Annotated in this window: 1 rRNA gene; it reads right to left on the bottom strand. The window is 41.1% G+C overall.

Annotation, left to right across the window (positions count from 1 at the left end):
* Nucleotides 1–962 (bottom strand): 23S ribosomal RNA (locus ABGF48_RS08430); the annotation flags it as partial.

The raw sequence follows: 962 nt of genomic DNA, 5'->3' as shown, positions 1-962 counted from the left end.
TCTCTAATAACGATTATTAGCAGTACAGGAATTTCAACCTGTTGTCCATCGCCTACGCTTTTCAGCCTCAGCTTAGGTCCCGACTAACCCTGAGAGGACGAGCCTTGCTCAGGAAACCTTAGGTTTTTGACGGGTGAGATTCTCACTCACCTTCTCGCTACTCATGCCAGCATTCTCTCTTGTGTACTCTCCACCTATCTTTCGATTCAGCTTCAACGTGTACACAATGCTCCTCTACCAATCTAGAGACGAGAAGTAAATTTTCTAAGTTCTGTTAATTTAATCCATTTATTTGAAATTGTTTCTTTATACTTTTCTTCATCTTTTATTTTCGTATTTACATACGGGAATAATTTTCTGATGTCTGACGTATGAAATTTTTTAATTTCGTCTTTTGTTTCATATTTCTGATTAAACTTACTTTTCTTAAATCATTTACTTCTTGTCTCTAAATTCCGTAGCTTCGGTATCATGTTTAGCCCCGTTTATCTTCGGCGCAACTCCACTTGACTAGTGAGCTATTACGCACTCTTTAAATGTGTGGCTGCTTCTAAGCCAACATCCTAGTTGTCTGAGTAGAATCACATCCTTTCCCACTTAACATGATTTGGGGACCTTAGCTGACGGTCTGGGCTGTTTCCCTTTTGAGCGTGAAGCTTATCCCTCACGTTCTGACTGCTGATTATAATTATCTGGTATTCGGAGTTTGATAGATCTTGGTAACGTCAAACGCCCCGCGACCATTCAGTGCTCTACCTCCAGTAATCTCAAATCAACGCTAGCCCTAAAGCTATTTCGAGGAGAACCAGCTATCTCTGAGTTCGATTGGCTTTTCACCCCTATCCACAGTTCATCCGATATCTTTTAAACGATACCCGGTTCGGGCCTCCATTGAATTTTACTTCAACTTCACCCTGACCATGGATAGATCACCCAGTTTCGGGTCTATAGCATAAGACTTT

The sequence above is a fragment of the Helcococcus bovis genome (assembly GCF_046035835.1).
Lineage (GTDB): Bacteria > Bacillota > Clostridia > Tissierellales > Peptoniphilaceae > Helcococcus > Helcococcus bovis.
This window is presented reverse-complemented; position numbering and strand designations above follow the sequence as displayed.